Origin of the sequence: Mesorhizobium sp. 113-3-9, from assembly GCF_016756515.1 — a bacterium.
GTDB lineage: Bacteria > Pseudomonadota > Alphaproteobacteria > Rhizobiales > Rhizobiaceae > Mesorhizobium.
This window is the reverse complement of sequence record NZ_AP023246.1, coordinates 5,383,294-5,406,819: the sequence shown is the minus strand read 5'-3', so window position 1 is coordinate 5,406,819 and position 23,526 is coordinate 5,383,294. Positions and strand designations below refer to the sequence as shown.

At 62.7% G+C, this 23,526-nt stretch carries 22 protein-coding genes; 14 read left to right on the top strand and 8 right to left on the bottom strand.

Features of this window, described 5'->3' with window-relative positions; all coding sequences use genetic code 11:
* Nucleotides 1–275: 275 nt before the first annotated feature.
* The 5 genes from MesoLj_RS26525 to MesoLj_RS26505 all read left to right on the top strand — a co-directional run bounded on the left by MesoLj_RS26525 (nt 276) and on the right by MesoLj_RS26505 (nt 5,225).
* Nucleotides 276–497, top strand: a complete 222-nt coding sequence (locus MesoLj_RS26525) for a hypothetical protein (protein ID WP_140768280.1) — start codon at nt 276–278, stop codon at nt 495–497.
* Between the two features lie 176 nt (nt 498–673).
* The gene (locus MesoLj_RS26520; protein ID WP_140768278.1) at nt 674–1,462 is read left to right on the top strand and encodes a GGDEF domain-containing protein; all 789 of its coding nucleotides are present in this window, start codon (nt 674–676) and stop codon (nt 1,460–1,462) included.
* 157 nt (nt 1,463–1,619) lie between these two features.
* The gene (locus tag MesoLj_RS26515; RefSeq protein ID WP_244735170.1) at nt 1,620–2,639 is read left to right on the top strand and encodes a glycosyltransferase family 4 protein; all 1,020 of its coding nucleotides are present in this window, start codon (nt 1,620–1,622) and stop codon (nt 2,637–2,639) included.
* Nucleotides 2,640–2,767: 128 nt separating this feature from the next.
* Nucleotides 2,768–3,994 carry an anion transporter gene (locus MesoLj_RS26510; protein ID WP_202323109.1) on the top strand — a complete coding sequence of 409 codons (1,227 nt, stop codon included), beginning with the start codon at nt 2,768–2,770 and terminating at the stop codon, nt 3,992–3,994.
* Nucleotides 3,995–4,154: 160 nt separating this feature from the next.
* Nucleotides 4,155–5,225 carry a sugar-transfer associated ATP-grasp domain-containing protein gene (locus MesoLj_RS26505; RefSeq protein WP_202323108.1) on the top strand — a complete coding sequence of 357 codons (1,071 nt, stop codon included), beginning with the start codon at nt 4,155–4,157 and terminating at the stop codon, nt 5,223–5,225.
* 8 nt (nt 5,226–5,233) lie between these two features.
* Here the strand turns inward: MesoLj_RS26505 and MesoLj_RS26500 are convergent, their stop codons facing one another.
* Entirely contained in the window at nt 5,234–5,806 is a 573-nt protein-coding gene (locus MesoLj_RS26500; RefSeq protein ID WP_140768270.1) for a TetR/AcrR family transcriptional regulator, read from the bottom strand.
* A gap of 79 nt (nt 5,807–5,885) precedes the next feature.
* Here MesoLj_RS26500 and MesoLj_RS26495 point away from each other — a divergent pair, with 79 nt between their 5' ends.
* Nucleotides 5,886–6,779 carry a crotonase/enoyl-CoA hydratase family protein gene (locus MesoLj_RS26495; RefSeq protein WP_202323107.1) on the top strand — a complete coding sequence of 298 codons (894 nt, stop codon included), beginning with the start codon at nt 5,886–5,888 and terminating at the stop codon, nt 6,777–6,779.
* Here MesoLj_RS26495 and MesoLj_RS26490 read toward each other — a convergent pair.
* From MesoLj_RS26490 to MesoLj_RS26470, 5 genes are all read right to left on the bottom strand, one after another.
* Entirely contained in the window at nt 6,740–7,063 is a 324-nt protein-coding gene (locus MesoLj_RS26490; protein ID WP_202323106.1) for a cupredoxin domain-containing protein, read from the bottom strand. The genes MesoLj_RS26495 and MesoLj_RS26490 overlap by 40 nt on opposite strands.
* The gene (locus MesoLj_RS26485) at nt 7,060–7,584 is read right to left on the bottom strand and encodes a DUF4142 domain-containing protein (RefSeq protein WP_202323105.1); all 525 of its coding nucleotides are present in this window, start codon (nt 7,582–7,584) and stop codon (nt 7,060–7,062) included. Before MesoLj_RS26485 ends, MesoLj_RS26490 begins: the two co-directional genes overlap by 4 nt.
* Before the next feature lie 105 nt (nt 7,585–7,689).
* Nucleotides 7,690–8,376: an RNA polymerase sigma factor gene (locus tag MesoLj_RS26480; RefSeq protein WP_202323104.1), complete on the bottom strand. Its 687-nt coding sequence runs from the start codon at nt 8,374–8,376 to the stop codon at nt 7,690–7,692.
* A 93-nt stretch (nt 8,377–8,469) separates the two neighbouring features.
* Nucleotides 8,470–9,549 (bottom strand): HPP family protein, encoded by a 1,080-nt coding sequence (locus MesoLj_RS26475; protein WP_202323103.1) that lies wholly within the window; start codon nt 9,547–9,549, stop codon nt 8,470–8,472.
* 226 nt (nt 9,550–9,775) lie between these two features.
* The gene (locus MesoLj_RS26470; RefSeq protein WP_202323102.1) at nt 9,776–10,957 is read right to left on the bottom strand and encodes a cystathionine beta-lyase; all 1,182 of its coding nucleotides are present in this window, start codon (nt 10,955–10,957) and stop codon (nt 9,776–9,778) included.
* 483 nt (nt 10,958–11,440) lie between these two features.
* Here MesoLj_RS26470 and MesoLj_RS26465 point away from each other — a divergent pair, with 483 nt between their 5' ends.
* The 6 genes from MesoLj_RS26465 (at nt 11,441) to MesoLj_RS26440 (ending at nt 18,000) form a co-directional block, all read left to right on the top strand.
* Entirely contained in the window at nt 11,441–12,601 is a 1,161-nt protein-coding gene (locus tag MesoLj_RS26465) for a glycosyltransferase (RefSeq protein WP_202323101.1), read from the top strand.
* 362 nt (nt 12,602–12,963) lie between these two features.
* Nucleotides 12,964–13,992, top strand: a complete 1,029-nt coding sequence (locus tag MesoLj_RS26460; protein ID WP_202323100.1) for an amino acid ABC transporter substrate-binding protein — start codon at nt 12,964–12,966, stop codon at nt 13,990–13,992.
* Nucleotides 13,993–14,055: 63 nt separating this feature from the next.
* On the top strand, nt 14,056–15,243 hold the full coding sequence (locus tag MesoLj_RS26455) for an amino acid ABC transporter permease (RefSeq protein ID WP_202323099.1): 1,188 nt from the start codon (nt 14,056–14,058) through the stop codon (nt 15,241–15,243).
* A 4-nt stretch (nt 15,244–15,247) separates the two neighbouring features.
* Nucleotides 15,248–16,405: an amino acid ABC transporter permease gene (locus MesoLj_RS26450; protein WP_202323098.1), complete on the top strand. Its 1,158-nt coding sequence runs from the start codon at nt 15,248–15,250 to the stop codon at nt 16,403–16,405.
* A 79-nt stretch (nt 16,406–16,484) separates the two neighbouring features.
* Nucleotides 16,485–17,234 (top strand): amino acid ABC transporter ATP-binding protein, encoded by a 750-nt coding sequence (locus MesoLj_RS26445; RefSeq protein WP_031240865.1) that lies wholly within the window; start codon nt 16,485–16,487, stop codon nt 17,232–17,234.
* A 100-nt stretch (nt 17,235–17,334) separates the two neighbouring features.
* Nucleotides 17,335–18,000, top strand: coding sequence for a TIGR02117 family protein (locus MesoLj_RS26440; RefSeq protein WP_202323097.1), 666 nt, complete (start codon nt 17,335–17,337; stop codon nt 17,998–18,000).
* A 126-nt stretch (nt 18,001–18,126) separates the two neighbouring features.
* Here the strand turns inward: MesoLj_RS26440 and MesoLj_RS26435 are convergent, their stop codons facing one another.
* On the bottom strand, nt 18,127–19,365 hold the full coding sequence (locus MesoLj_RS26435; protein WP_202323096.1) for an FAD-dependent monooxygenase: 1,239 nt from the start codon (nt 19,363–19,365) through the stop codon (nt 18,127–18,129).
* Between the two features lie 19 nt (nt 19,366–19,384).
* A complete protein-coding gene (locus MesoLj_RS26430) occupies nt 19,385–19,630 on the bottom strand; it encodes a zinc-finger domain-containing protein (protein ID WP_015318409.1) in 246 nt (81 codons plus the stop codon).
* A gap of 143 nt (nt 19,631–19,773) precedes the next feature.
* On the opposite strand from MesoLj_RS26430, the gene MesoLj_RS26425 reads away from it, so the two are divergent.
* On the top strand, nt 19,774–21,975 hold the full coding sequence (locus MesoLj_RS26425) for an RNA degradosome polyphosphate kinase (RefSeq protein ID WP_202323095.1): 2,202 nt from the start codon (nt 19,774–19,776) through the stop codon (nt 21,973–21,975).
* Nucleotides 21,975–23,510, top strand: coding sequence for an exopolyphosphatase (gene ppx, locus MesoLj_RS26420; protein ID WP_140768246.1), 1,536 nt, complete (start codon nt 21,975–21,977; stop codon nt 23,508–23,510). The genes MesoLj_RS26425 and ppx overlap by 1 nt, the downstream gene beginning before the upstream one ends.
* Nucleotides 23,511–23,526 lie beyond the last annotated feature (16 nt).

Below are 23,526 nucleotides of genomic sequence, written 5' to 3'. Positions count from 1 at the left end.
CATGCCGGGTGCATTGTTCGCCCCTGCTGATCCGGCCACGCAATTGCGATGCCAACTTGGCTGATCCAGAACGAGACAGCATCCAGATGGCTGTTGATGGTGCGCAAAGCTCGACGGGCGATCCGGAATTATTTCGTGATCCGCCGAGATTGGAACCTTAGGCCCCATGAGGCGTTCGGGGCCTTGTATTCGCGGAACCTCATAAAAGGGCAATGTGGGGGCCAGCGAATGGGCGGGGCAAAACAAGTGCGGGTTGGGGGAGGAGAAGCCAGGCCATGTCGAAACGAGAAATTGGAACGTCCCCTGCCTTGGGGCGGCGTATCGCTGAACTCAAGGCCAGAATGCAGGATGCCGAAATTTCCGACTATGAGATGAAGACCTTCCACAAGGTCGCCGCCATCATGGGAGCAGGCGACGGCTCGCTACGACTGGATGCCGACGACTTGATCGCCGCATCCTTCGTTGTGGAGGCGAGTCGACCGGCGCCCGGCCGTTGACGTTCGGGAACTCCCGCATCGCGCGAAATTTAAGCACCGAACTGCTTTCACCGCCGGAGCACGACCACCGATTGGCGGGCGTGCTCCGGCTCACTGATCTCGAATTGAAGGGAAAGTCTTATCATTTTGTTTGCGTTGGCACGTCATAGTAGAGGCGGCTAACGGAGTGGAATGGGATGAAGCTCGACCTGTCGCCGACCAGCTGGGGCAGGGTGATCGCTGTCACCGCGGCCGGCACGGCATTCTTCATTGCCGTGGCGTTTTTTGTTGATTCGTTCAATTTCCCCTATCTCTCGCCCGAGGCTGTCTGGCGCGCGCAACTTACGGACCTGCTTCTTCCCCTGGTGCTGGGCGGCTCGTTTCTGTTTCTTCTCATGTGGAAGATCCGCCAACTGGCCATAGCCCAACGCGAACTCAGCGTCATCGCCGCGACCGACAGTCTTACGGCGGTGCTGAACCGCGGCGCCTTCTCGATGCTGGTCGAGGCCTATCTCGAGGAGACCCGCAAGCAGGAGCATGCCCGTTCCGGCGCGCTGCTGATCATCGATGCCGACCACTTCAAGTCGATCAACGACCGCCTCGGTCATGACTGCGGCGACCAGGCGCTCAAGCTGATCGCGCAGGCAATCAAGGGGCAATTGCGCGGCAGTGATATCGTCGGCCGCATCGGCGGCGAGGAGTTTGGCGTGTTTCTTCCCGGTGTCGACCCCTCGCAATCCTGGCTGGTTGCCGAAGGCATCCGCCGGCGGATCCGCGAGATGGACTTTTCGCCCGGCGGCCGCGCCTGTCCGCTTTCCGTCTCTATCGGTGGCACCAGCTTCAGTGGCCCGACCACCTACGAGGCGATATTCTCGGCCGCCGACCGACGGCTCTATGCCGCCAAGTCGAATGGACGCGACCAGGTCAGCTTCGACCCGGCGGAAGCCGCCCTGGTATCTCAGCCCAGCGTCGCCACGGTGCATTGAAGGCAGCCTTGCAACGCGTGAAGGCGGCCGTTTCCTTGACGCCTTCCTGTCGGTGTGCTTCCTCCGGCTAAGGTGATGTATTGGGCATCGCCAGAGACATTTCTGCTTTCTTGATCTCCTCGGTCTTCCGGCCCGCTGGTGCAGTCACGACCTTTCGGTGCCGGCGAACGAGTGGCGGGATGGCCCCGGGCAAGGCCAGGCAAGCGCGGCGATCATGATCCATCTCTTCAACAGTTTTCAAAACCCGTTTGGCGGCAGCGAGCGCGAAACCCTCGACCTGTACCGGCTGTTGAGCGCCGACCAGCAGGTGCGTCTTTGGGCAACCTCTTCGCGCGTGTCCGACGAACTGATGCGGCAATTTCCGATTCACCGCGTCTCGCCGGCAAAGCGCGACGTGCCGGACGGCGGCACCTACGTCTTCCTCGGCGCGCATTGGCGCAACAAGATCTGGCCTTACCTGATCCGGCGGCCACGCCGGCTGATCTATGTCTTCAACACCTTCCACCCAAAAATCATCGCGCTGACGAGCGGCATGCCGCGCCTGCTGGGCTGGCCCGACGCCGAACTGGTGCTGATCTCCGATTTTCAGAAGCGCATGCTGCAGGTCGAAGGCGTCGTGCATCCGTCGCCGATCGATATCGAGCGTTTCTCGCCATGGCCGGCAAGGTCGGATCGACCGTTCACGGTCGGGCGTCTGAGCCGCGACACGGCGGACAAGCATCATGCCGACGATGCGGCGCTTTATGAGGCATTGCTGGCCGATGGCGTTGCGGTGCGGATCCAGGGCGGGACGCCGCTCAAGGACAAGCTCACGCCACATCCGCAGCTGGAACTCCTGCCGCAAGGCCAGCTTGCCGCCGAACAGTTCTTGCCGACGCTCGACGTCTTCTACTACCGCACCGGCTCGCATGTGGAGACCTTCGGCCGCGTGGTATTCGAGGCGATGGCTTGCGGTTTGCCCGTGGTCTGCCATTCGCATGGCGGCTATGCCGACCATATCATCCATGGCGAGAACGGTTTTCTCTTCGAGACGACGCAACAGGCGGCGCAAATCCTGGCCGAGCTCAAGGCCGATCCGGCGCTGAGGGCTGGTGTGGGCCACAAAGCGCGGCAGACTGTCGAGCGGCTGTTTTCGCCGCAGGCATTGCAACAGCGACTGGATTTCTACCGACGTTAGCGATACCGCCCGCAACGACAGCTGCCCACTCCGTTTGTCATCAATCTCGACATCGCCAAAGTTGACATGCAAAAGAACCACCGGGCGGACCGCATCGGCGCCACCAGATCGAGCGGGGCTTCTTACCAATGACATTGATGGGCGCGGCGGCACTGCTGATCCTGGTCCTGACCTATGCCGGCGTGGCTGTCGGCCGCATACCTGGACTGCGTCTGGACCGGGCGGGGATTGCGCTGCTTGGCGGCGCCGCGATGATCGCGATTGGCGCGATCAGCATGGAGGATGCCTACCGCGCGATCAATTTCGACACCATCACGCTTCTGCTCGGCATGATGATCGTGGTGGCGCATCTGAAGGTCTCAGGCGCCTTTCGCGGCCTCGGCGCCATCGCCATCGAACACGCGCACGCGCCGTTCATGCTGCTGGTCATGGTCACGCTGCTGACCGGCGTGCTGTCGGCCTTCCTGGTCAACGATGCCATCTGCCTGGTCATGGCGCCGATCGTCGTCCACGTCACCCGCGTCATCAACCGCAACCCGATCCCCTATCTGATCGCCACCGCCACCGCGTCGAACTGCGGCAGCGTCGCCACCATCACCGGCAATCCGCAGAACATGGTCATCGGCGCGCTGTCGGGCATTTCCTATCCTGCCTTTTCGGCGGCGCTCGCACCGGTCGCCCTGTTCGGCCTGGTCGCGGTCATCGTCATCGTGCGCATCGTCTATCGCACAGAATTTACCCGCAGCGCTGAGTTGACGCCGCATGTGTCGCGCGGGCGCATGCATCGCGGGCAGGTGCTGAAGGCGGTGATCGTCTGCATCGGATTGGCCGTTGCCTTCTTCGCCGGCGTTCCCGTCGCCAAGGCGGCATTGATCGGTGGCGCCATTCTCCTGCTCACCCGCGCCATCAAGCCCGCGCGTATTTACCGCGAGATCGACGGACCGCTGCTGTTCATGTTCGCGGGTCTGTTCGTGGTGGTTGCCGGCGCAGAAAGGACGCTGCTCACGCCCGACATCATCGCCTCGGCCAAGAATCTCGGCCTCGATGACATCTGGCGGCTCTCCGGATTCACCGCGGTGCTTTCCAACATCATGAGCAATGTGCCGGCCGTACTGGCATTGCGACCCTTCATACCCGGGCTGGAAAATCCCGAACGGGCCTGGCTGGTGGTGGCGATGAGTTCCACGCTCGCCGGCAATTTCACGCTGCTCGGCTCGGTCGCCAACCTGATCGTCGCCGAACAGTCCAGGGCCGCCGGCACACAATTGTCTTTCGGTGCCTTCTTCAAGGTCGGCTTGCCGTTGACGCTGATCACGCTCGTGGCCGGCACGGCATGGCTGGCGCTGGGGCATTAAGAAAAAGCAGCCGTTAGCTCTCGGAACCAATTCGGCCGCGCACCATGAACACAAACTCGGCTTGCGGACTTGATATCCGGCGCCAGCGTGCTCACGATAGATTTTGGGGCAGTTTCTGAGTTGTAGTGGGAGAGGTGATCCTTTGGGGGCGGTGGTCGCAATGGCACGTCGATGGCGTGCATACAGCGCTTTTGTACGGACCGAATTCGAGGACCCAGCGCCAAGCGGCCTGTGGCGGTTGCGCGGCTTGCTTCGAGGCCACCAGTCGCAAGCATTGATCATGCTCGAGGAGCAGGCGTTTCTTCGAAAAGAATATACACCCCTCAGTTTGTACACCCGCCGGCTCGCAGCCTACAACAATCGCATTGACCAGTTCTTGTTCAATAAGCTGAACCAAAAGGCATGGCTTGACCATGTCATGCCCTCCGTAGCGCCGCCAATGACGCACTATGTCGCCGGCCAGCATCTTGTTGATCTCGCGAAACCGGAAGAACGTCTTGAATTTGGAACGATACTTTCGCTTGTAAATCAGAAGGGTGAATTGTTTCTCAAACCTGCTGCGGGCGGACACGCGAAAGGTGCATTAAGGCTCGTTCATGCCCCTGAAGGATTGCAGGTCAATGGCCACAAGGTGCACGCCCGGGAATGGCTTGACGGTTTTTTGCGCCAGAAGCCTGATGCCTACACGATCTCGGAGATCATCCGACAGGGAACATGGAGCGAGACATTTTTTCCACCCACGTTGAACACGCTTCGGGTGCTGACCGGGACGCATTTTTCCAACCACCGCACTGTCATATTGGCGGCGACCATGAAGATGGGCCGTCCGGAAACCTATCCGACCGACAACTGGAAGATCGGGCGTGGCGGAATCTCGGCGCTGGTGGATCCGCTGAACGGCGTTCTTGGCCCCGGCCTCTCTTACAATTCGGAAAAGAGGGGCCGCCAAGTCAGTGAACGTCATCCGGACTCTGGTGTCCAAATCCGCAACGCGGTCATACCCAACTGGGATGTTGTCAAGTCGCGTATGTTGAGGTTGGCAAGCCAACTACCCTATCCGGGCCTCATCGGGTGGGATGTCGCATTGACGAACGATGACATCGTCATTGTCGAGGCCAACACCACTCCTGGCCTGGCAATACATGAATGTCACGCGAGCTTGAGGCGAACACCCGAGCAACGCGCATTCTGGGCTGAAATGGGAATTAGGGACAAACCAAGAAGCACTTAGTTCCTGCCTCAAATGCGCGCCCTGACCAGAGTGGCGGCGGCGTGCCCGGCGGCTTCGATATAGTCGGGATTGCGGTGGATCAGCATGATCGAAAACGAGCCGTCTATCAGCAGCACGATCTCGCGGGCCACCGCCCGTGGTTCCTTGATGCCGTGGTCGGACAACGCGCCAGCCAGCCAGGCTTCAAAATTTGACTTGTGACGTGCTCCGACCTTGACAGCCGGGTGGCCGGGCATTGAGGCGAGTTCGGCGGCCGTGCGCAGAAAGCCGCATCCTTTCCATTTTGGATGACGCGCGACCCGCGCAAGGTTGGTGAAGATTGCTTCGACCCTGTGATCCGCGCCACCTTCCGCCGCATCGAACCAGCCGGCCATCTGCCGTAGATTGGGCTGGTCGCGACCATCGAGGTATGCGGCGATCAGGTCGTCCTTGCTCTTGAAGTGATAGTAAAGCGTCCGTTTGGTGAGCCCCGCCTTTTCGGCGATGGCATCAACGCTGACGCGGCCGATTCCCTCTGCGTAGAAGAGCTTGGTCGCGGCTTCGACGATGCGTTCGCGGGTGGGGCTTTGTGCTTGGATCATACGTCATGTATACCGACTAGTGAATATACATACAATCGAAAGCGTGGTCCCTTCCCATCGTATTTGGAAAGGAAGAACCATGACCGATCTTGTCCTGAACGAGACCCGCGACGGGGTGACTGTTCTTACCCTCAACCGCCCTGAAAAGCTCAATGCGCTGAACTATGCCCTGATTGATCGCCTGCTCGCGATCCTCGATGACGTTGAAGTCGACGACGGCATTCGCGCGATCATTCTGACCGGCGCGGGAGAGCGGGCCTTCTCGGCCGGCGGCGACATCCACGAATTCTCGGGCAGCGTTGCCGCCGGTACCGACACAGCGTTACGGGACTTCGTCATGCGCGGCCAGCGGCTGACGGCACGGCTTGAGGCCTACCGGAAACCCGTCATTGCCGCCGTTAACGGGATTGCCTTCGGCGGCGGCTGCGAGATCACCGAGGCCGTGCCGCTGGCGATCGCCAGCGACCGCGCCCTGTTCGCCAAGCCGGAAATCAACCTCGCAATGCCGCCGACCTTCGGCGGCACCCAGCGCCTGCCGAGGCTCGCCGGGCGCAAGCGGGCGCTCGAATTGCTGTTGACGGGGGACTGGTTTCCGCCGCCGCGTGCTCTTGAACTCGGTCTTGTCAACCAGGTCGTCCCCCACGACGACCTGATGCCGGCGGCTTTTGATCTGGCCAGGCGTATCCTTCGGCACTCCGGACTTGCGGTCGCGAGCATTCTCACCGCCGTGGCGCGCGGGCTCAACCACGGCATCGCTGAAGGCCTTCTGGTCGAAGCCGAGCAGTTCGCCCGCATGGCTCCGACCATTGATTTGCGCGAAGGGCTCGATGCCTGGATCGAGCGGCGCAAAGCAAGTTACGATGGCTCGTGGACGCATGTCGCCCGGCCTGACGAGGCCAGGCGCGCCTCGCTACGGCTCGACAGGGCCGCTGATCAGGGCGACACGTCGAGATGGCCCTTCATGTTGGGGTGAAAGCGGCAGAAATAGTCGACCGCGCCCGCCGCCTTCAACGTCAGGCCTGCCGACTTCTTCGGCGGGATCATCACCTCCCAGCCGCCCTTCACCGTGGCCGTGTGGGCAATCACGTCCTTGTTCACCCACTCGATCGTGTCGCCGACCTTCGCATCGATGGTCGCCGGCGAGAAGACGAGTTTGTCGATGGTGACCTCTATGGTCGCGGCCGCCGCCGGCGCCGCTGTAAGCATCAGCGCCAGGGCGGCCAGCCAGGACGGATGGATCAAGACGTCCGCTTTCATTTCAGCATGCCGGCGACGTGTTCGGCGTGCTGTTCGTGGCCCTGGAAGATCTTGAGGCCGGTCTCGAGCAGGCTCTTCAGCTCGGCATTGCTGGCCGAGGGGATGAGGAGGGTTTCGAGCGCACCGTTGACCTGCTTGTGATAGGCCACCTCATTCTCGATATAGGCCTTGTCGAAGGCTGCGCCTGTCAGCTTGGCGAGCTTGGCGCGTTCGGCCTCCGCCGCCTTGCTCAGCGCCTGGCTGGTGGCGTTGTCCTCGGGCTTCACCTTGAGCTTCTTCACCAGGTCGAGCGCCTGCTTGTTCACTGCCTCGTGGTCGCGCTCCATGTCCTTGGCGAAGGCGACGACCTCCTCGTTCTTCGATGTCTTGATCGCCTGCTTGGCCGCCTCGATGTCGAGGACGCCGGCTGTATAGGCGATATGGGCGATCTGCGGATCGGTCGGCTTGTCGGCGGCTTGCGCGAACGGGGCAGCGCTGACGAGAAGCAGGGCGGCAAGGGCCGCGGTATATCGGGTGAGCATGGCATCCTCCTTCGCCCGGCCGCGCGGAGGCGCCGGGCTCGATTTTCAGTTGACGCTGATTGGATGCACGGCCGGGAGAAACGTTCCCGCAAAATCAGAGCAGGATCATTCGAAGCCCAGGCGTCTCATCACGGACTGGGTCAGCCGTTCGCAGCGGCGGCCGGCGAAGGGGAAGGCGTCGAGCAGCACCGGGCCGATCTCGTCGTCCAGCGCCTTGCGCAACAGGGTGCGTGCCCGGTGCAGCCTTGTCTTGACGGTCTCTGGCCGCACGCCGAGCAGATCGGCGGTTTCCTCCATGCTGAGGCCCTCTATGACACGGGCCACGAAGACCACGCGGTAGATGTCGGGCAGGCTGTCGGTCGCCCGTTCGACAAGTGCGAGAATCTGCCGCTGCGCCATGGTCCGCTCCGGGTCGTCGCTGGGATTGATGGGAAAGCGGATGATCTGCGCTTCCGGGTTCTCGGGCATCGCCACGGTGTGGCGCCTCTTGCGCAGCCGGCCGAGCGCTTCGTTGATGACGATGCGCGACAGCCAGGTGGCGAGCGAGGAGTCGCCGCGAAAGGAGCCGAGGCTGGCGAAGGCCCGCATATAGGCCTCCTGCACGATGTCCTCGGCCTCAGCGTCGTTGCGCACCACGCCGCGGGCGATCCGGTAGAGCAACTGGTTATGTGTCTTGATGATAGCGCGAAAAGCACCAGCCTCGCGTGCGAGCGCACGCTGCACGAGCAGCACGTCGCCGGAAGGGCCTTCAGCCGCCTCCGGCATTTTGGCGGGCATTACGAGCTTGCTCATCGCGACCGGATCTCCCCAAACAGCGCATGACTGCACGTTGGATGCGCCCGCCGGAAAAAGGTTCCCGGATTTCGGCAACCTGACTTCCCTATTCTAAGCCGCCGCCAATCCCTTGTCTGCGGCCTGAACGCGCGCGGCCGCCGCCAGAAGATCGGTCTGGGTGATCAGGCCGAGAATGCGTCGTTCGCGGTCGACGATGACCACGGCGTGGCTGCGCCCGTCGGTCAGCACGGGAAGCAGGCTCATCGCCGGCGTATCGGGCGAGGCGGTGCCGGCCTTCGACATGACGCCCTTCACCGTGTCGCTGGCCCTCGTCAGTTCACGCAGGCCGACGGCGCCCACCAGACGGGCGTCCGCGTCGACCACCGGCAGGGTCCGGATATTGTGATTGAGCAGTTGCTGGCGCGCCTCCTCGATGGTGGCCTGCTCCGGCACTGACACGACGTCGCGGGACATGATGTCCTCGCAGAGCAACGTCCTGTGCGAGCGCACCATGGCCTGCAGCTCGACTTGTCTCAGGAGCCGCTCCAGGTCGTTGCGGTCGATGTCGAAGGTCTCGTAGAGCGTGGTCAGTGCCGCGTCGATATCCTCGGGCCGGAAGCCGACGCGCTGCTGCGCCGGCGGATCGGCTGTCCCATGGCTGTTGGCGGCGGGTGCGGCGACATGCGGATAGTTGCGCCGCGCCAGCCTGTGGAAGAGGAAGCCGAGCGTGACCAGGATGATTGAATTCAAGGCCACCGGCACGAAGGGGAACAGGAAGCCCGCGCTGACAACGGCAGGCCCGCCGAGCACGGCCGTCAGCGCCGCCGCGCCGCCTGGCGGGTGCAGGCAGCGCGTGAACGACATCGCCGCGATGGCGAAAGCTACAGCGAGGCCCGAGGCAATGACCGGATCATGGACGAAATGCGCCACGGTCACGCCCACCAGCGCCGACACGGAATTGCCGCCGATGATCGACCAGGGCTGCGCCAAAGGGCTCGCGGGCACGGCGAAGAGAAGCACGGCGGAGGCGCCCATCGGCGCCACCAGCAGGGCCACGTGCGGGCCGCCACCCATCGCCAGCCCGCTGATCACGCCGGTCAGCGCGATGCCGATCATGGCGCCGATACACGCAAGGATGCGTTCGCGCAGCGTCGCGCCGGCAAGGATGGGGACAAAAAGACGAAAGGCCATGGCAAGCTTTGTGACAAATGGATTGGTCGGGGATGCCGTGCAGCACGCAATGCGGCCGAATCCGCGGATTTGAAAGTCAAACAAATCCGGAAAGTCGCGGCCCGAGAGAATAATATTGCGCGCCGCGCGGCAATGGGATGCCGCGAGCGGCTCGCGCTTTGTCATCAGCGTCAAGGCCTTGCGACCGTTTGCTGACTCTGTGCGGCAGTCAGCTCGCGCGCACCGCTCAGGCCGCGGCTGCGGCCAGCCCGCGCATGATGTCGGCTTTCAGGTCGTCGACATCCTCAAGGCCGATCTGCAGGCGGATCAGCGGGCCTTCATAAGCGGCTTGTGCAACGACGCGGTCGCCAAGCCAGACCGGCACCGCAAGGCTCTCGTAGCCGCCCCAGGAATAGCCGAGCCCGAAGATCTGCAGCGCGTCCAGGAAAGCGTGCTGCTCCTTCTGGCCGCCTCCGGCAAGCACGATGGAAAAGATGCCGCTCGAGCCGCAAAAGTCGCGCTTCCACAATTCGTGGTCCGGGTGGCTGGGGAGGGCAGGGTGCAGCACGCGCGCCACGCCCTGCTGGCCTTCGAGCCACGAAGCGATGGCAAGCGCGCTGCGCTGATGATGTTCCAGGCGCACGCCCATGGTGCGCAGGCCGCGCAGCACTTGGTAGACATCGTCGGGGCCTGCGCAGCAGCCAAGCGTGCAGAAGCTCTCATAGAGCTGTTTCCAGTGGCTTTCATTGGCCGACACGGTGCCGAGCAGCACGTCGGAATGGCCGGCCGGATACTTGGTCGCGGCATGAATGGAGATGTCGACGCCATGGTCGAGCGGCCGGAAGTAGAGCGGCGTCGCCCAGGTGTTGTCCATCATCACGATGGCGCCGGCCGCATGCGCCGCCTTGGCGATCGCCGGGATGTCCTGCACCTCGAATGTGTTGGACGCCGGCGATTCCGTGAACACCACCCTGGTGTTGGGCTTGATCAGGGCGGCGATGCCGGCGCCGATACGCGAATCATAATACTCCACCTCGACGCCGAGCCGCTTCAGCATGGTGTCGGCGAAATTGCGGGTCGGATGGTAGACGCTGTCGACGATCAGCAGATGATCGCCGGCCGATACGAAGGCGAGCAGCGGAATGGTCACTGCCGCAAGGCCCGACGGCACCACGATCGTGCCGGCGGATCCTTCCAGCGCGTCGATGGCCTGGGCAAGGGCGTCCGTCGTCGGCGTGCCGCGCGTGCCGTAAGTGTATTTCTGGCTGCGGCTCGCCATCGCGGCGGCATTGGGAAACAGCACCGTCGAGGCATGCACGACCGGCGGATTGACGAAACCGAAATAGTCGTGCGGGTTGTTACCCGAATGGGCAAGCCGCGTGTTGATGCCCACTTTGCCTGAACCCTGCTCGTTGCCGTCTTTTGCCATTCATCTTGCCTCTTCTGGTAAGCCGCTAGCCATAGTGCGGCGGCATGGGCCGTGCAACAGCATGGCGTTCGCCAGGAAACCGACTTCGGATATGCCAATTTCTTTCGCGGAGGCCGTCTTCTGTCACGTGCCCGCCGACCTCGCGCGATTTGTCGGGCAGCAGCAGCGGCTTGATCCCGGTCCAGTCTTAATCGCTTCCTAGCGCATGGCTCGGGCTCCGGTCTCGAAGCTTGGATCACGTCTCGGGCAACGCCATCAATCCCCCATGCCCCACCGCGCAGCCGCTGATGCTCCGACCTTACGTTCGCTTCGGTGTAACACGGACATCGCCAGACTTGCCGCCGATTTGACCGGTCGCGAGTGGGCCGAGGGTGACATGCCGCGGCATTGCTTTGTTTTGTAAAACAGGGTCCATTCATTTCATGCACGTCGTCACTTGGACGGTCTGCAAAGTCGGTCTGCTTACAAGATCAGGGGAGCGGCATGCGCGTCCTATTTTCATCCATGCGGATGACAGGCCACATACGACCATTGCTGCCCTACGCGCATACGCTGATGAAGCACGGCCATCAAGTTTTGTTCGCCTCACCGGAGAGCGCCGGTCCAATACTTCGGGACACAGGGTTGGCGCACGTGCCTTTCGGTCATCCGGGTGACGAGAAACTTGGCAAGGTCTGGGCGGCGACCTCCAACATGACCGCCGAGGAAATGGGCCGCACAATGGTCCGCGACGTTTTCGCGGACCTCAACGCGCGAGCCGCACTGCCAGGGCTTCGCGAAACGTTCCGGACCTGGAACCCGGACGTCATCGTGCGTGAGTCGCTGGAGTTTGCGGCCGCGATTGTGGCCGCGGAGAATGGCATTCCGGTTGCCAGCGTCGCGACCATCAACGGTCTCTCAGAAGCGGTCGCAATGGCAAGCGCAGTGGCGCCGGTTGACGTCCTGCGTCAGGAAGCCGGACTCGAACCGGATGTCGGGGCGGCTCTGCGCGCCACGCCGACTTTCACGTCATTTCCCGCGTCCCTGGACGGCGATGTGGAGACGGTCGGCTCATTGGCGCCGTTCCGTGTGCGGACGGAGAGGGAGAGCCTGGACCCGGAAAGTGCCGTTCCGACATGGGCGCTCGACGATGGAAGACCGCTGGTTTTCATTACGTTTGGCACGCTGGCGGCGGGATCGTCCAAGAATCACGAGCTGTTTCGCACGGCCCTGAAATCCGTCGCGGACTTGCCTGTTCGGGCGCTGTTTTCGACCGGCGCGGAGATGGATCGGTCGCTGCTCGGTGCCGTTCCCGAGAATGTGACGGTCGAGGCTTGGGTACCTCAGCGCGAGATATTTCCACGGGCAGCGGCTCTCGTCTGCCACGGCGGTGCAGGCACGGTCCTGGCCGGATTGGCAAACGGGTTGCCGATCGTCCTCACACCCTTGAACGCCGATCAGCCCGAAAATGCGCGGAGGGTGGAAGCAGCCGGCGCAGGCATCGCGCTGCCGAACCCCGATACGACATCGCTGCGCGCGGCAATAGAGAGAGCACTCGCCGATCCCAGAATTCGAGCCGCTGCTGGCCGGATCGCTCACGAGATCGGGACCATGTGGAGCATTCACGATGCTGTCGGCAAAATCGAGCGCTTGAGCGCCGGCTGATCAAGAAATGCCGGCTGTTGGTGCAGCGTTGATGCGCTGCTGTGCAGTAATAATAAGTTGGCTATCGGGTCACAGAGGATCTTGCATGCAGTCCGCCCGGCAGATTTATGGAGTCACGGCCTGGATATCGAGCGCGTTTGTCTGCGGATCGGGCATTTCAGGCAATCGATTTTCAAACACGTTCGGATTCGGTCATTTTCCTTGACCTCACAGGAATTATCGCCTTCGATGCCATTCGTGAATGGGAGGCGGCGCGTCGGTTACGATGCGGGGTCCCGGAAATGGGCCGGGATGGGAGCTGCGTTCACACGGGAAAAAAGATCAGGGTTTGCCTGAAAAACAGAGAAAAGGGTCTGTGGGTCATGAAACATATTGCTATCGGCATTCTTGGCGCCGCTACGCTTGGATTGATGGCGTCGGCCGCGTCGGCCACGACGCTCGACACCGTCAAGGCGAAGGGCTTCATCCAGTGCGGCGTCTCGACCGGTCTGGCCGGCTTCTCGGCGCCGGATGACAAGGGCGACTGGCAGGGCATCGATGCGGATTTCTGCCGCGCTGTCGCGGCCGCCGTCTTCGGTGACGGCACCAAGGTCAAGTTCACGCCGCTCAGCGCCAAGGAACGCTTCACCGCGCTGCAGTCCGGCGAGGTCGACATCCTGTCGCGCAACACCACCTGGACCATCAATCGTGACACCGCGCTCGGCCTGAATTTCGTCGGCACCACCTACTATGACGGCCAGGGCTTCATGATCAACGCCAAGAAGCTGCCAGGCGTCAATTCGGCCCTCCAGCTCTCGGGCGCCGCCGTCTGCGTGCAGAGCGGCACCACCACCGAACTCAACCTCGCCGACTACTTCAAGGCGAACAAGATGGAGTACAATCCGGTCGTCTTCGAGAAACTCGAAGAGGTCAATGCCGCCTATGATGCCGGCCGCTGCGACGTCTACACCACCGACCAGTCGGGCCTTTACGGCATCCGCCTGACGCTCGGCTCGCCGGCCGATCACGTCGTGCTGCCCGAGATCATCTCCAAGGAGCCGCTCGGCCCGGCCGTGCGCCAGGGCGACGACCAGTGGTACCATATCGTCAAGTGGACCTATTTCGCGCTGCTCGACGCCGAGGAACTCGGCATCACCAAGGCCAATGTCGATGAGATGAAGAATTCGGCCAGCCCGGAGATCAAGCGCGTGCTCGGCCAGGAGGTCGATACCAAGATCGGCACCGATCTCGGCGTCTCCAACGACTGGGTCGTCAACATCGTCAAGGCCGTTGGCAATTACGGCGAAATGTTCGATCGCAATGTCGGCTCGGGCAGCCCGCTCAAGATCGCGCGCGGCATCAACGCGCTGTGGACCAAGGGCGGCCTCCAATACGCTCCGCCGATCCGCTGACCGAAATGTGATCCGGAAGGCAGATACTCTGCCTTCCGGTTTCTCTTTCCAGGGGACGGTCACATGGCATCGCAGGAAGTTCTTCGCGAAGAGCCCAGCCGGGCTTCCTTCATCAATGATCCGAAAGTCCGCAGTCTCTTCTTCCAGACGCTGGTCGTCATCGTCCTGTTCGGCTCTGTCTGGTGGATCGTGCAGAACGTCATCGACAATCTGCAGCGCCTGCACATCGCCTCCGGCTTCGGCTTCCTCAGGGGACGCGCCGGGTTCGACATCTCGGATACGCCGATCGCCTATACGTCGGACTCGACCTACGGCCGCGCCATCCTCGTCGGCCTGATCAACACCATCATCGTCGCCGTCGCGGGCATCATCACCGCAACGATCATCGGCTTCGTCATCGGCATCGGCCGCTTGTCGCAGAACTGGCTGATCCAGAAGATCTGCACGGTCTATGTCGAGGTCTTCCGTAACATCCCGCCGCTGCTGGTCATCTTCTTCTGGTATTCCGGCGTGCTGGCGGTGCTGCCGGCGCCGCGTGACAGCTATCATCTGCCCTTCGGCTCCTTCCTCAACCAGCGTGGCTTCTATTTTCCCCGCGCAGTGTGGGGCGAGGGCTCCTGGTTGATCTTCGTCGCTCTGCTTGTCGGCATCGCCATGGCTTGGTTCGTCGCCCGCAGGGCGCGTCAGCGGCAGATGGTGACAGGCCAGCAATTTCCGGTGTTCTGGACTTCCGTGGCGCTGATCGTCGGCCTGCCACTGCTCGCTTATATTCTGAGCGGTTTTCCGCTGAGCTTTGATCTTCCGAAACAATCCACCTTCAACCTGACCGGCGGCTTCCAGGTCAAGCCGGAGTTCCTGTCGCTCTATCTGGCGCTGTCCTGCTACACGGCGGCCTTCATCGCCGAAATCGTGCGCGCCGGCATCAGGGGTGTCAGCAAGGGCCAAACCGAGGCGGCGGCGGCCCTTGGGCTGCGATCCGGGTCTATCCTGCGGCTGGTTGTGGTGCCGCAGGCAATGCGCATCGTCATCCCGCCGCTGACCAGCCAGTATCTCAACCTGACCAAGAACTCGTCGCTGGCGATCGCCATCGGCTATCCGGACCTGACGGCGACAGCCGGCACGGTTCTGAACCAGACCGGACAGGCGGTCGAAGGCGTGCTGATCATGATGATCGCCTATCTCATCCTCAGCCTGGTGACCTCGGCCGTCATGAACGTGGTCAACGCCAGAATGGCGCTGGTGGAAAGGTAGAGCCATGCAGGAACACGATATGTCCTGGGTGCGCACCGAAATGGCCTTGGCGCAGCCCGCGCCCACAAGCGTCCGCGGCCCGATGGCCTGGGTGCGCAAGAACCTGGTCGGCACGGTTGGCGACACCATCCTCACCATCCTTGGCATCGTCATCGTCGCCTGGATCCTGCCACAGGTCGTCAACTGGGCGTTCCTCAACGCGCAGTGGACAGGGCCGGACCGCACCGTCTGTGCGACCGTTGCACAAGGCGGCATTCAGCCGGATGGCTGGACCGGCGCCTGCTGGGCTTTCGTCAATGCCAAGTTCGGCCAGTTCATGTTCGGCACCTATCCGATCGAGGAACGCTGGCGGCCGATCCTGGTTGCCATCCTGTTCGTGGCGCTGCTGGTGCCGATGCTGATCCCGCGTGTCCCCCGCAAGGGGCTGAACGCCATCCTGCTTTTCCTGGTGCTGCCGATCGTCTCCTTTTTCCTGCTGATCGGCGGCGTGTTCGGCCTGCCGCATGTCGAGACCTCGCGCTGGGGCGGCCTGCTGGTCACGCTCAGCCTGTCCTTCGTCGGCATTGCCGTGTCGCTGCCGCTGGGCACGGTGCTGGCGCTGGGCAGGCGTTCGAAAATGCCGATCATCAAGACGTTGTGCGTGATCTTCATCGAAACGGTGCGCGGCATCCCGCTGATCACCGTTCTGTTCTTCGTCAGCGTCATGCTGCCGCTGTTCCTGCCGGCTGGCGTCACCTTCGACAAGTTCCTGCGGGCACTGATCGGCGTGTCGCTGTTTGCCGCCGCCTATATGGCCGAAGTCGTGCGTGGCGGCCTGCAGGCAATTCCCAAAGGCCAGTATGAGGGCGCCGATTCGCTCGGCCTCGGCTATTGGCAGAAGATGGGGCTGATCGTTCTGCCGCAGGCGCTGAAGCTGGTCATTCCCGGCATCGTCAATACGTTCATCGGCATGTTCAAGGACACCAGCCTGGTCCTGATCATCTCGATGTTCGACCTGCTCGGTGTCGTCAAGCAGAACTTCTCGGACGCCAACTGGGCTACGCCGCAAACGGCCCGGTCCGGCCTGGTGTTCGCCGCCTTCGTCTTCTGGCTGTTCTGCTTCGGCATGTCGCGCTATTCAATGTACACCGAACGCCGGCTCGACACCGGCTACAAACGCTAAACGAAAGACCAAGGGGACCCTGTCAATGGCCACCGAAAATGCCGTCAGCGCGGAAGAGATCAAGGTCAACGCCGCCAAGATGCACATCTCGACCACCGATGTCGCCATCGACATCATCGCCATGCACAAATGGTATGGCGAATTCCATGTGCTGAAGGACATCAATCTGAAGGTGATGCGCGGCGAGCGCATCGTCATCTGCGGGCCTTCAGGCTCCGGCAAGTCGACCATGATCCGCTGCATCAACCGGCTGGAGGAGCACCAGAAGGGCAAGATCATCGTCGACGGCAAGGAACTCACCAATGATCTGAAGAAGATCGACGAGGTGCGCCGCGAGGTCGGCATGGTGTTCCAGCACTTCAACCTGTTCCCGCATCTGACCATCCTGGAAAACTGCACGCTGGCGCCGATCTGGGTGCGCAAGACGCCCAAGAAGCAAGCCGAGGAAATCGCCATGCATTTCCTCAAGCGCGTGAAAATCCCGGAGCAGGCCAACAAGTATCCGGGACAGCTTTCAGGCGGCCAGCAGCAGCGCGTGGCGATCGCGCGCTCGCTGTGCATGAACCCGCGCATCATGCTGTTCGACGAGCCGACCTCGGCGCTCGACCCGGAAATGATCAAGGAAGTTCTGGAGACCATGGTGGGGCTCGCCGAGGAAGGCATGACCATGCTGTGTGTCACGCACGAAATGGGTTTTGCCCGAAAGGTCGCCAACCGGGTGATCTTCATGGATCAGGGCCAGATCGTCGAGCAGAACACGCCGGCCGAATTCTTCGACCATCCGCGCCATGAGCGCACGAAGCTGTTCCTGTCGCAGATCCTGCACTGACCGGTTTCACACCGAGCGCAAGAGCCCGGCCGCAATGCGGCCGGGCTCTTTTCTTATGGATCGGCTGATGCGATTGGCGGCAGGGCAGCGGGCGTCATCGATGAGAAAAGTCCTGCGTTTCCTTTCCATGTCGCTTGCCGCGATCCTGCTTGCAGCGGCCCTCGGCACGCTGGTGCCGCGTCCGCTCTGGCCGGCAGCATCCGCGGGCGAGGGCACGCGGCACATATTGGTGCTGAAGAACCCGATCCACACCGACATCGCCATCCCGGTGGACGATGCCGTGCGCCAGCGCTTTCATTTTCTGGTCGAGGCCGGCATCCCGGCCGATAGTCCGGAGGTGCGCTACATCATCTTCGGCTGGGGCGGCCGCGCCTTTTATCTGGAAACACCGACCTGGTCCGAACTCAAGGCCGGTCCGGTGATGAAGGCGCTGACCCTCGATGCCTCGGTGATGCATGTTGATGTCGCCGGCGCCATCGCCGAACCACATCCGGATGTCGCGGGCTTCGACATTGACGGGAAGCGGTTCGCGGCGTTGCTCGATTTCATCCAGGCCAGTTTTCAGCAGGGGCCGAACGGTCCGATCCATGTCCAGAACGCTGCCTATTCAAAATTCGACGGCTTTTTCGAAGCCAAAGGCCATTTCAACGCGCTGGTCGGCTGCAACACCTGGACCGCTGCCGCTCTGCGTACCGCAGGCCTGCGGACCGGCTGGTGGAACCCGCTGCCGGTGTCGCTGGGGTGGTCGATGCGGTTGTATAATTGAGACTCGGCAACGTTTCCAAGATGGACGCCGGCGCCAAAGCCGCCAATCTCCCCAGGTGGTGGAGATGTCCGGCAGGACAGAGAGGCGCTGTCCCGTCAACCTATCGGGCTGACTTGTCCCGACGTCCTACCGCCTAACGACCTTCGGTTCCTCCCAGCCATAAAGCCAGTCGAGATCAGCCGCGAGCTTCTCCGCCGGCCGCGTCGCCAGCACCAGGTTGCGGGCCAGCGCCACCGGGCCCCGGGCGTGCCAGGCAAACCGGTTGAGCGCACCGCGCTTGAGCACCTTCTCCACGCGCGGCCGCCGCAGATTCTCCCAGATGGTGAGGCTCTTTCGCGGATCGGCGGGGAAGTCGGCGACCAGAGTGGCAAGCGTCGCGGCATCCTCGATCGCCATCGCCGCGCCCTGTGCCGCGAATGGCGTCATCGCATGCGCGGCATCGCCGATCAGCGCAATGCCGGTCGGCGTTGTCCAGGGCTGTTTCTGTTCGACGGTATGCAGCGGCCAGGTCAGCCACGGCCCGGCCATTTCCACCAGCTTCACGAGTCCTGGCGCGGTGCCGCGCATGGCGGCGGCGAGGATGCCGGGATCGGCATGGCCGGACCAGCCCTCGGCAATGCGCTCGCCCTTGGTGAAGGCGACGAGGTTGAATGCGTCGCCCTTGCTGACGGGATAGGCGACCATGTGGAAACCCGGATGCAGGAACGTCGTGACACAATCGGCTGCGCCGATCGCGGCGAAGGCCCGCCCGGCGCTGCTGTCGGCCGCGACGGTGGTGCGCCAGGCCAACTCTCCCGAAAAACGGCTTCTTGGCGATGCCATCCTTCTTGCATCGACAAGCCCGCGCACCGACGACCAGACGCCATCGGCCCCGACCAGCAACGAGCCTTGTTCCTCCGCAGTCTTGCCGCCGATCTCGACGGTCGCCGTGACACCATGGCTGTCAGTCGCAATTCCTTGGACGCGCGCCCCGACGGTGAGATGGATATCAGGCATCTCGGCAGCACACGCCATCAGCGCGCTCTGCAAGTCGGCCCGATGCGCGACGAGATAGGGAGCGCCCCAATGGTCTTCACCCGACTGCCCCAACGGCACATGCGCCAATTCGCGCAACGTCCTCGCATCCTTCAGCACCACTGCCTCCGGCCGCACCGCCGCCGGCAACAGCCGGTCGAGTACGCCGAGGTCACGCAGGATGCGTGTCGCGTTGGGGGAAAGCTGCAGGCCGGCACCTACAGCTTCCAGGCGCGGCGCTTGCTCGAACACCTGCACTGGGTAGCCGCGTCTGGCAAAAGCAAGTGCGGAGGTCAGCCCGGCGACGCCCGCTCCGGCGATGACGATTTGCCGGGAGCGCATGTCGTCCATTAGGTCCGTCGCGAAGGAATCAGGCGGCCTGGTCGATGTAGAGGCAGCCGGCAGGCAGCGTTTCCGTCGCCTTCAGCTTCGGCGAATAGCGGTAGAGCGTCGAGCAATAGGGGCAGACCTTCTCATTGTCGTCGCCCATGTCGAGAAACACATGCGGGTGATCGAAAGGCGGGTTGGCGCCCGTGCACATGAATTCCTTGACGCCGATGTCGATCGCCGGATGGCCCGCATCGTTCTGGAAATGGGGAATGGAACCGCCTGCCATCGTCGTCTCCTTAACGCAGTCTCGCATGCATCTGGATCATAACAGGTCTCTTTGCAAGATCGATGAAATGAAACTGTCGCAAAAGCCTGTCAGAGGATAAGTTAAGCCGGTTAACCGGCTGAGCGGTGGAAAGAGCAGGAACCATGAACGAACTGAAGCCGGTGCAGAGCGAATTCATCAATGTTGAAGTGGCGAGCCCGGAAGGCGGCAATCCCGATCGTTTCGTCAATCGCGAGTTTTCCTGGCTGCAGTTCAATCGCCGCGTGCTCGAGGAATCGCTGAACACCCATCATCCGCTGCTGGAGCGCGTCCGTTTCCTCTCGATCTCGGCTGCCAATCTCGACGAATTCTTCATGGTGCGGGTCGCCGGCCTCGCCGGCCAGGTCCGCGAGGGCATCGTGCTGAAGAGCCCTGATGGCCGCACTCCCGAACAGCAGCTCGAACAGCTGCTGCGCGAGGTCGAACGGCTGCAGGAAGACCAGCAGAAGAGCCTTTCGGCGCTGACTGTGCTGCTCAACAAGGAAGGCATCGAGACCATCACCCGCGACGCTCTGACCAAGGACGAGAAGATCTGGTTGGAAGAGCATTTCCAGGATCAGGTGTTTCCGGTGCTTACCCCGCTGTCGATCGACCCGGCGCATCCGTTTCCGTTCATTCCCAATCTCGGCTTCTCGATGGCCCTGCAGCTTCGCCATCGCAAGAACGGCGAGGAAATGAGCGCGCTCCTGCGCCTGCCAGTGGCGCTGAAGCGCTTCATCCGCCTTCCGGATCGCAAGCACCATGTCCGCTTCATCCCGCTGGAAGAGGCGGTCGGGCTCTATATCGGCAAGCTGTTCCCCGGCTACGAGGTCAAGGGCTCGGGCACGTTCCGCATCATCCGCGACAGCGATATCGAGGTCGAGGAAGAATCGGAAGATCTGGTGCGCCTGTTCGAGACCGCGCTGAAGCGCCGCCGTCGCGGATCGGTGATCCGCATCGAGTTCGACAAGCTGATGCCTGACGAATTGCGCGATTTCGTGGCCAGCGAACTCGGCGTCTCATCGAGCCGCATCAGCGTCCTGACCGGGCCGCTGGCGCTCAGCCAGATCTCCGAGATCGTCGCCGTGCCCCGCGACGACCTCAAATTCAGGCCCTACAATCCGCGCTTTCCCGAGCGCATCCGCGAGCATGGCGGCGATTGCTTTGCCGCCATCCGCGAGAAGGACATCATCGTCCACCACCCCTACGAATCCTTCGACGTGGTGGTGCAGTTCCTGCGCCAGGCAATGGCCGACCCCGAAGTGGTGGCGATCAAGCAGACGCTTTACCGCACCTCCAACGACAGCCCGATCGTGCGCGCGCTGGTCGACGCGGCCGAGGCCGGCAAGTCGGTGACCGCACTGGTCGAGCTCAAGGCGCGCTTCGACGAGGAAGCCAACATCCGCTGGGCGCGCGACCTGGAGCGCGCCGGCGTGCAGGTCGTGTTCGGTTTCCTCGAACTGAAGACCCATGCCAAGATGTCGCTGGTGGTGCGGCGCGAGGACGGCAAGCTGCGCAATTACGTGCATCTTGGCACCGGCAACTACCATCCGGTCACCGCGCGCATCTACACCGACCTGTCCTTCTTCACCACGGACCCGACGATTGCCCGCGACGTCGCGCAGCTGTTCAATTTCATCACCGGCTATGCCGAGCCGACCGCCGAAATGCGGCTCGCGATCTCGCCGTTCACGCTGCGGAACCGCATCCTGCAGCACATTTCCGACGAAGTCGCCCATGCGCTGGAGGGCAGGCCGGCGCGCATCTGGATGAAGATGAACGCGCTTGTCGACCCGATCATCATCGACGCCCTCTATGATGCCAGCCGCGCCGGTGTCGAGATCGACCTCGTCGTGCGCGGCATCTGCTGCCTTCGGCCACAGGTGCCGGGCCTGTCGGAAAACATCAGGGTCAAATCGATCGTCGGCCGCTTCCTGGAGCACAGCCGCATCTATTGCTTCGGTAATGGCCATGGCCTGCCGTCGGACGAGGCGATCGTCTACATCTCCTCGGCCGACCTGATGCCGCGCAATCTCGACCGTCGTGTCGAGACCATGGTGCCGATCACCAATCCAACTGTGCATGAACAGGTGCTCGGCCAGATCATGCTCGGCAACATCATGGACAATCAGCAAAGTTTCGACGTATTGGCTGATGGAACCTCCCGGCGCGTGGTGCTGGAGGAGGGCGAGGAACCGTTCAACGCGCAGGAATATTTCATGACCAATCCGAGCCTGTCCGGACGGGGTGACGCGCTGAAGTCGCATGCGCCCAAACGCATTGCGCAGTTCAAGCGCCGCAAGAAGAACGCCGCAGCGTCCACCTGATGCTGTCTGATTCCCAGGGCCGGCTGCAGGACCGCCGACCGCTATCCATCATCGACATCGGGTCGAATTCGATCCGCCTCGTTGTCTATGAAGGGCTGGCGCGCTCGCCGACCATGCTGTTCAACGAAAAGATGCTGGCTGGTCTTGGCCGCGGCATCGTTTCGACCGGCAAACTCGACCCCGAGGCGGTGACGCGCTCGATGGAAGAGTTCCGCCGCTTTCGCGCGCTGTCCGATCAGGCCGGCGCCGAGCATATGTATGTCTTGGCCACCGCCGCCGCGCGCGAGGCGATCAATGGTCCCGATTTCATCCATCGGGCCGAGGACGTGCTCAAGACCGAGATCCGGGTGATTAGCGGGCGCCAGGAAGCCCACTATTCGGCGCTCGGCGTCATTTCCGGCTTCCATCCGGCCAATGGCATCGCCGGCGACCTGGGCGGCGGCAGTCTCGAACTTGTCGACGTCAGTGGCGAGGCAATCGGTGACGGCATAACGCTGCCGCTCGGTGGTCTGCGCCTGCAGGACATGGCGAAGAACTCGCTCACCCAGGCGCAGAAGATCGCGCGCGAAGAGCTTGCGCGGGCCAAGCTGTTGAAGGGCGGGCAGGGCCGGCCCTTCTACGCCGTCGGCGGCACTTGGCGAAACCTCGCCCGGCTGCACATGGAGATGACCAACTACCCGCTCGGCGTCATGCACCATTACGAGATATCAGCCGACAGTGCGGCGAACTTTCTCAAGCAGGTGGGCAAAGCCGAGATCGAGAAGGTCAAGGGCATCGAAGGCGTCTCGAAGAACCGCCGTTCGCTGCTGCCATACGGCGCCATTGTGCTGCAGGAGATCATGGCGGCGATGCAGCCGTCGAAGATCATCGTCTCGGCGCTCGGTGTGCGCGAAGGCTTCCTCTATTCGTTGCTCGACGAGGCGGAGCAGAAGGCGGATCCGTTGATTTCGGCGTCCGAGGAGCTTGCCCGGTTGCGTTCGCGCTCGGTCACCCATGCGCATGAACTGGTCGACTGGACGGCCAAATCCTTCGCCGCCTTCGGCATCGACGAGACCGAGGACGAGGCGCGCTACCGCCATGCCGCCGCACTGCTGGCCGACATCGGCTGGCGCGCGCATCCCGAGTATCGCGGCAGGCAATCGCTCAACATCATTGCTCATGCCTCTTTCTTCGGCGTCGACCATCCGGGCCGTGCCTTCCTGGCGCTGGCCAACGCCTATCGTCACGACGGCATCTTCAACGAATCCATCGCGCCGGAAATCAAGGCGTTGGCGACGCCGCGCTACCTCGAGCGGGCCAGGGTGCTGGCGGCGATGATGCGTGTCGTCTATCTGCTGACGGCCTCGATGCCCGGCATCATGCCCAGGCTGAAATGGGAGCCGCGCGCCAATGGCGTGCTGGCGCTGGTGTTGCCGGCCTCGCTCTCCGACCTCTACGGCGAGCGGCCAGCCGGCCGGCTGGCGCAGCTGGCTCGGATCACCAACCGCAGGCTGGTGCTGGCAGTGGAAGGCGGGCCGAGCGTTTCGGTCAAATAGCGCGTTCCGGTGGATC